Here is a 5853-nt window from a genome sequence, read left to right as displayed (position 1 = left end):
GCCCGCCCCGACATGTGAGCTGATGATCATGCTTCAGGGCCTCCTGGTGGCAGACGGACGGCAGAGCGTTCGCCGGGTACCCCCTACCCTGACGTCCCGATTGGAGGATGCGTACCGCGGGGTGATGGTGGGGCCCTCCGGCGGTCACCATCAGTGGTCGCCCGGTGGTCTCCGTGTTTGGGGGCGCGGGTACCACCGCTCCCGGGATCGGATCCGGGTGTCCGATGCTCGCGCGAAGGTGCGCGCGGACGCCGTCCCACCTTTCTCTGAATGCTCTTGCTGCCGCCCGTCTCGATGCGTTCGTCGATGCTCCGGCCGATTCCCACGCCGACGCGCGAGCCGACGAATTCGTCGAATGCCTGCGCAGATGCTCGGGCGAATGCGCATCATGGGTAGATCGGCGCGCCTCGTAGCATCTGGGCGCGTAGCGGAGCGACTCGGCGGCAATCCATGGATGAAGGGCTGCCGTAGCATGAAGGAGATAGCTCAGAGTGATCAATTTTGAGGCTTGGGTGGCGTGGGTGCGGGAAGCTAGCGGGATGTCCTCCGGTGAGGATGGCGGTTCGCCGGGCGATCCGGGGCACCGCGGCGGCGTGGGTCCGGGGCACCGCGGCGCCGGAGACCTGAGCGGTGTGGATGGATAGGCGCGTCCGCGATCTACGCATGTGCCACCTACCAGCCGTCTGCGACCTGGCCACGCCGGTGCCGTCGGGGGTGGTCGTCTCCGTCGCGTGGCGGCTGGAAGGGGCCGGGCGGATCATCGGCGGCATGGTGCCCCGCGGCCATCCGGGGGCTGGCCCGCAGGGTAAACGGGTCCTGCACGGTGAGGGGATCTGGGCGGCCGAGATGTATCCGCGGGACCGGAAGATCTCGGCGGAAGCCGACCTCGTCGAGCCGGGTTCGCCGGCCCGGCCGGTCCGGCTGGTGGTGCACGGCTCCGACCGGGACATCATCGGCTATCTGGATCAGCCTTGCCTGCCGGCCACCCGACTCGCCCGGCTCACGACCGGGCTGCGCCGGGACGCCCGTCAGGTCAGGGTCCGGGCGGCCGGGCGGGTCTGGTGGCTACGGGCGACGAACGTCTTCGGAGTACAGGTCGTCCGGGATCCCGAGGTACGGATCTACCGCACCAGAGGATTACACGCCGTGTTCAGCGCCGAGGCCGACCATCTTGACGTCAGCGTGGTCCTGCTGACCCTGGCCTCGATTCCCAGCTCGGCTTATGCCCCCATCCTGGGGTTCTAGCGGCTGCAGCGGCCCCGGCGGACCCGGTGGCGGACCGGTGGAGCCGGGGTGGCTTCGGGGTGGGACCGGGTGACAGCAGGCCGGGGTGTCAGGCGCTGACGACGCGGCGTCCCTCGAAGGCGCGTCCCAGGGTCACTTCGTCCGCCCATTCGAGGTCACCGCCCATGGGCAGGCCGCTGGCGAGGCGGGTGACCTTCAGGCCCATCGGAGCGATCTGCCGGGCCAGGTAGGATGCGGTGACCTCACCCTCGGTATTCGGATCGGTGGCGAGGATCAGTTCGGTCACCGTGCCGTCCGCCAGGCGGGCGACGAGTTCCCGGATGTGCAGGTCGTCGGGACCGACACCGCCGATGGGATTGATCGCGCCCCCGAGCACGTGGTATCGCCCCCGGAACTCGCGGGTGCGTTCGATCGCCACGACGTCCTTGGGCTCCTCGACCACACAGATCGAGCTCGGATCGCGGCGGGGATCGGAGCAGATCCGACACAGTTCCGACTGCGCCACGTTGAAGCAACTCCGACAGAACTGGACCTTCTCCTTGACCTCGGTCAGGGCGGTGGCCAGCCTGCGGACATCCACGGGGTCGGCGGCCAGCAGATGAAACGCGATCCGCTGGGCACTTTTGGGACCGATGCCGGGCAGCCGCCCGAGCTCGTCGATCAGATCCTGGACGATGCCCTCGTACACCGGTGCCGCCGGTTGTCAGCCGAGCCCGGGAAGGCCCGGGCCACCCGGAAGGGGGCCTCCGAGGCCGCCACCGGACAGCAGTCCACCGAGTCCACCGAGTCCGTCGGCGCCACCCGGACCTGCCGGGCCGCCCGCGCCGAGGCCACCGGTGATCGAGTCCATCCGGTCGGCGGCGAGCTTGTGGGCATTCGTGGTCGCGTCACGGACCGCCGCGAGGATCAGATCCGCGAGCGTCTCGGTGTCCTCGGGGTCGACCGCCTCGGGGCTGATCGTCAGATCGACCAGTTCCCCGCCGCCGTTGACGGTGGCGCGGACCAGGCCGCCGCCGGCCGTCCCGTCCACCCGGGCGGTGGCGAGGTCCTCCTGGGTGGCGAGGATCGCGGCCTGCATCTTCTGCGCCTGTTCGAAGAGCTGCCCCAGCGCCCCGCCCCCGACGGGGGCCCGACTCCCGGCGCGGTTCTGTGGGTTAGACATGTCGATGAGCCTACGTCTCCTTCAACCGGACGAGATCTGTTCCTTCAGCCGGACGAGATCAGCCGGACGAGATCTGTTCGATGATCGTGGCACCCAGTCCGCTCCGTAGCAGGGACACGGCGGCCTCCTCGCCCCCGCGGGCCCCGCCGGGACCGGACGGGACGGCCTCGTCGTCGAGGGACGGCTCGTCCTCGCGCCGCGGACCCGGCTCGTCCCCGGCGGGGGGTGCACTGGCAGCGGCGGCGACCCCGTTCGCCGGTCCGGGCCACGAGCCGTCCCGGCCCGTGGCGGACCAGGGCCTGCCGCCCTCGGGGCCGGGGGCCGGGCCGGTGGAACCGTGCCCGGCGCCGTGGGAGTCGCGGGGGTCGCCGTAGCCGTCCGGGCCGCGGCCGGGGTCTGTCGTGCCGCTTTCGGTTCCGTCGGTGGAGCCGCCGTAGCCGTTCCCGGTGTCGGGGGACAACCCCGCCGGTCCGCGCATCTGGCCGGGCATGGCTCGGGGGGATCCCGGCGAGACGGCGCGGTTCTCGGCGCCGACGGGCGGATCCAGCCGCGGGCCCCAGGAGGGGCCGGAGGATTGTCCTGCCGGGCCGGCGGGCCGTGCCGGTGCTGGTGCCGGTGAGCGGGATGCTCCCGCCTGGCCGGTGGGCCCGGGGGCTCCGCCCGAGCCGGCGAACCCCGAGGCCTTGGAGGGACCGGGCGGGCCGGAGTAGCCACCGCCGCCCGGACCGGGACCCGCTGCGGGCCGCCCGCTGCCGCGACCAGATCCGCCCGCGGGAGCGACGGTGACCCGCCAGGCCCCGCCGAGTCTCTCCGCCAGCACCGTACAGAACAGCTCGGCGTTGTTCCCCTGCCCGAACATCCGGCCCATCGTCGGGGTGGCGAAGGCCAGCACGACCTCGTCGCCTCGAACGTCGGCAACGGTCGCGTGATCCTTCAGGATCGCATGCGTCTTCCGGCTGTGGCGGCCGGCGAGCACGAGAAGCTCGTCCCACAGCATCCGCAGGCCGGCGGCGTCGATCCGCCCGGTCCCGGGCGTGCCGGCCGTGCCCGGAACACCTGCCGGGCCCGAGGGGCGATCACCCGGCGTGAACGCGGGACCCGGCGAACCAGGCTGGGGGCCGGCCGCCGGTCGAGACACCGGTCCGGTCCGAGCGGGTGCCCGGACTGCCAGCGGCATGGGCTCCGGGTCCGCGGCGGGCGGGTGGACCGGCGCGGGAGCCCGGCCGACCGGCAGCGGGGACGGGGGGCCCGGCTCCGGTTCTTCCCCGCCGAGCACGGCCCGCCGTTCCAGCCGCTCCAACCGGGTGAGCAGCGCGGCCGGGTCGGTCGACGCCGTGGGCAGCAACGCACGGGCCATGATCAGTTCCAGCATCAGCCGTGGGCTTGCCGTCCCCCGCATCTCGACCAGGCCGTTGTGCAGGACGTCCGCCGTCCGGGACAGCTCGGCGGGGCCCATCCGGGTGGTCTGCGCCCGCATCCGGTCGATCTGGTCGGGGGAGAAGGATTCCAGCAGGCCGCGGGCGTCCGCGTCCGGAACGGCAGCCATCACGATCAGGTCACGGAACCGGTCGAGGAGATCGGTCGCGAACCGGCGCGGGTCGTGACCGGCGGAGACGACCTTGTCGACCACGGTGAACAGGGCCGCGCCGTCGCGGTCGGCCAGCGCGTCGACGGTCTCGTCCAGCAGGACGCCGTCGGTCATGCCGAGCAGCGCCACCGCCCGGTCGTAGCGCAGGCCGTCGTCGTCCGCGCCGGCCAGCAGCTGGTCGAGAACGGACAGCGAGTCGCGAACCGATCCGGCGCCCGCCCGCACGATCAGCGGCAACACGGCCGGATCGACGACGACCCCCTCCCGGGCGCAGACCGACGCCAGATGTTCGCGCAGCACGCCCGGCGGAACCAGCCGGAAGGCATAGTGGTGCGTCCGGGACCGGATGGTCGGGATGACCTTGTCCGGTTCGGTGGTGGCGAAGACGAACTTGAGGTACGGCGGGGGCTCCTCGACGACCTTCAGCAGCGCGTTGAACGCCGCCGCGGTCACCATGTGCGCCTCGTCCACCACGAAGACCTTGAACCGGGCCGACGCAGGGGCGAAGAACGCCCGCTCGCGCAGGTCGCGGGCGTCGTCGACGAGACCGTGCGACGCAGCGTCGATCTCCGTGACGTCCATCGAGGCGCCCGTCCGGATGCCCACGCACTCGTCGCACACCCCGCAGGGTTCAGGGGTCGGGCCCTGGACGCAGTTCAGCGAGGCGGCGAGGATCCGGGCGGAGGAGGTCTTGCCGCAACCCCGGGGGCCGCTGAAGAGATAGGCGTGGTGCAGCCGACCGGTGCGCAGGGCCTTGCGCAGTGCACCGGTCACGTGCTCCTGGCCGACGACCTGAGCGAATGTCGCGGGACGGTACCGGTTGTACAACGCTGTGCTCACTGACCTGCTCCGCGTGCTCGACGAGACGATCGGCGAAACGAGAGGACCCCCCGCACACCCGCCAGAGCCCGCTTACCCTTGCTGCCTTCCGGCCCTGGGGGGGTTCACGAGGGTAACGCCGCACGAGGGGTCTGCTGTGCAGTCTAGCCCGTGATGGACGATCATGAATTCCGAGGTCTGCCGGGCGGCACGGCGGCAGGCCCGGCGCCCGGCCCCGCAACGATCAGATAGTCTCATCCACGGAGGATTCGCCTAGTGGCCTAGGGCGCACGCTTGGAAAGCGTGTTGGGGGCAACCCCTCGCGAGTTCGAATCTCGCATCCTCCGCAACGATCTTCGCGGCCTTCCCGCCTCGTACAGCCTTCTGACCAGGCTTAACGCGATGGGCCCCGATCTCTCTCGACGCCTCTCCCGTCTCGGTGAGGACATGGTGCGGACGCCGCGTCGTGCGAGGCCCTGCCGCCGCCACCGTCTCGGCCGCCTTCTGCCCGGCCGAACGCAGCAGATGCGTGTAGAGCGTCCCCGTGATCGCTGTCGAAGAGTGACCGAGGCGCTTGGACACCAGCGTGATGTCGACACCCTCGGCGATCTGGATCGAGGCCGAAGAGTGCCGCAGATCGTGCAGCCGCCGGCGGGAGAGCAGACCGTGGCCGAGCTCGGCGCCGACCTCGACGGCGACGGGCAACGGCTCGGCCAGGGTGAGTTCCGCGCGGGTCCCGCTCAACCGAACCGCGGACACCACGGCCACCTCGCCGACCGGCTCACGGTCGACATACAGAGTCCAGCGGCCGACCGGGTCCCGGTAGCGCACCCCGACAACAAGCTTGGTCGCCCCGGCCTTCTCCGCGGTCCGGATGTTGGTACACAGACCGGCCCGGCGGCCGATCTGCCACATCCGGCGGGTCACCCACTGAGGGTCGAGGTAGCGCCCGTCCGGGCGGGTGAACATCAGCTCCGACAGCTCCACCGGCTGCCCATGCTCGTCGGGCAGCGTGCCGTTCGACCAGCCGTAAGTGTTC

General features: G+C 71.6%; 4 protein-coding genes, 1 tRNA gene, 1 other RNA gene and 1 pseudogene. 2 read left to right on the top strand and 5 right to left on the bottom strand.

Annotated features, from left to right (window positions below):
- Nucleotides 1-636: 636 nt before the first annotated feature.
- Nucleotides 637-1245, top strand: coding sequence for a hypothetical protein (locus tag AC08OX_RS07520; RefSeq protein WP_476607146.1), 609 nt, complete (start codon nt 637-639; stop codon nt 1243-1245).
- An 88-nt stretch (nt 1246-1333) separates the two neighbouring features.
- On the opposite strand, the gene recR is transcribed toward AC08OX_RS07520, so the two are convergent.
- The 4 genes from recR to ffs all read right to left on the bottom strand — a co-directional run bounded on the left by recR (nt 1334) and on the right by ffs (nt 4970).
- Nucleotides 1334-1933, bottom strand: coding sequence for a recombination mediator RecR (gene recR / locus AC08OX_RS07515; protein ID WP_011434735.1), 600 nt, complete (start codon nt 1931-1933; stop codon nt 1334-1336).
- A gap of 15 nt (nt 1934-1948) precedes the next feature.
- Nucleotides 1949-2407 carry a YbaB/EbfC family nucleoid-associated protein gene (locus tag AC08OX_RS07510; protein WP_476607145.1) on the bottom strand — a complete coding sequence of 153 codons (459 nt, stop codon included), beginning with the start codon at nt 2405-2407 and terminating at the stop codon, nt 1949-1951.
- A 58-nt stretch (nt 2408-2465) separates the two neighbouring features.
- Nucleotides 2466-4835, bottom strand: a complete 2370-nt coding sequence (locus tag AC08OX_RS07505) for a DNA polymerase III subunit gamma and tau (RefSeq protein ID WP_476607144.1) — start codon at nt 4833-4835, stop codon at nt 2466-2468.
- A 38-nt stretch (nt 4836-4873) separates the two neighbouring features.
- Nucleotides 4874-4970, bottom strand: an RNA gene (ffs, locus tag AC08OX_RS07500) — signal recognition particle sRNA small type.
- Between the two features lie 106 nt (nt 4971-5076).
- Between ffs and AC08OX_RS07495 the strand changes: the two genes are divergently transcribed.
- Nucleotides 5077-5161, top strand: a tRNA-Ser gene (locus tag AC08OX_RS07495).
- A 187-nt stretch (nt 5162-5348) separates the two neighbouring features.
- On the opposite strand, the pseudogene AC08OX_RS07490 reads toward AC08OX_RS07495, so the two are convergent.
- Nucleotides 5349-5729 (bottom strand): annotated as a pseudogene (locus AC08OX_RS07490) (hypothetical protein); the annotation flags it as partial.
- Nucleotides 5730-5853 lie beyond the last annotated feature (124 nt).

The organism is Frankia sp. CoBUL1 (genome assembly GCF_978021245.1).
This window is presented reverse-complemented; position numbering and strand designations above follow the sequence as displayed.

Excerpts from the sequence above, each read along its gene's own strand:
- AC08OX_RS07520 (WP_476607146.1), top strand. The coding sequence starts at position 637 with ATGGATAGGCGCGTCCGCGATCTACGCATGTGCCACCTACCAGCCGTC.
- AC08OX_RS07510 (WP_476607145.1), bottom strand. The coding sequence starts at position 2,407 with ATGTCTAACCCACAGAACCGCGCCGGGAGTCGGGCCCCCGTCGGGGGC.